Annotated in this window: 1 protein-coding gene; it reads right to left on the reverse strand. The window is 44.0% G+C overall.

Going from position 1 to position 1,446, the window contains the following annotated elements:
• Positions 1–1,446: SMC family ATPase (locus tag R7Q38_RS23320; protein WP_318114460.1), on the reverse strand; the 1,446-nt coding region annotated here is incomplete at both ends.

A 1,446-nucleotide genomic window follows, 5' to 3' on the forward strand; every position in this document is an offset into this window, starting at 1 on the left:
CATCTGAGATTTAACCGAAACGGTAGAACCAAACCTAGACGGTTCAACATCGATTCGCAACGCCATCTGCTCTTTGAGTTCAGACACGTGTGAAATTACGCCAATCATGCGGCCCGTTTGTTGCAAGTCGACCAATGTTTGAATCGCCAGATCGAGAGATTCAGGGTCCAAGCTACCAAAGCCTTCGTCGATGAATAACGTATCTAAACGAATTCCACCGCTGTAAGATTGCACGACATCAGACAAGCCTAATGCCAAAGCTAAAGCTGCCATGAAGGATTCTCCCCCCGACAACGTTGCAACATCACGCATTTTTCCGGTGTAACCGTCTTCCACCACGAGATCAAGTCCTCGCCCTGCTGCACCTTTAAAACCCTCTGTTTTACGCGCTAGAATATATCGACCCTTGCTCATCAAACTCAGTCGTTGAGAAGCTTGAATCAACACATCATCCAATAAAACCCCCAACACAAATCGGTGTAAACTGATACGGCTGCCCGTTTTACCACTGGCGACATCATAAAGCGTACCGAAAACTTTGTACTCTTCCTCTAATTTACGGTTTTTATCGTGCAGATTAGAAATTTCATTGCGAACTTTTTCCAAGCCTTCAAACAGTGAACGCGTGCTATCCAGCTGATTTCTAATTTCTAGATACGAATGTTGAGCAGTGCTTAAACTCCCGTTAAGCGCTTCTAAATTAGGCTTCTCGACCGCCTTCAAAGCTTGATGTAAATCCGCAAGAGTTTGTTCTAACTGAATTTTTGTCTGCTTAAAGTTATCTATTTCTTGTTGCCAAGTTTGAGTTTGTTGTTCACTCACTTTACTCTGTAAGAAGTGCGCTTCATCAGCAAACGCACTCGCTTTTAGTGCACTTTCCCATTCGGTTTTAGCATCTTCCAGTCTACTATTCGCTTCCAACAGCCACTGTTGGTGAGTCGTCAACTGACTATCGACATTTGATTTCGCCAGCACAGCTTGTTGTAACTGCACTTGCGCAGATTCTAGGCCGTTATTCAGCTCAACAATTTGCTTGTGTATCTGAGTCAAGTCGTTTTCTAGTTGCTCTAGTGATGTGTATTTATCACCTAATGACGCAGTCAATTTCGCTAACTGCTGCTGATTTGCTTTAATCGTCGATTCATTTGCAGCCATCTGGTTTTGCAAATCGTTGATCTTACCTTCGCCAACCACACAACGTTGATTCAACTCGTTCACGCTTTGCTCAAGCTGAGCAATATTAATTGCGTTCAAATGCTGTAATCGTTCATTGAGTTGATGAATTGATGCCTGTAATGCTTGCAACTCTAGGTTCGCGTGCTGCCCCAACTCCGAAACCATTTGCTCAATTTGCTGCGTGTATTGAGCAATCGCAATATTGTGTTGTTCCAACTGGTTGCTCAATTGGTTCAGCGTGATTTGAGCCTCACGCTCCTGATGACGAGC

This window comes from Vibrio sp. Vb0598, assembly GCF_033338935.1.
Taxonomy (GTDB): Bacteria; Pseudomonadota; Gammaproteobacteria; order Enterobacterales; family Vibrionaceae; genus Vibrio; species Vibrio alginolyticus.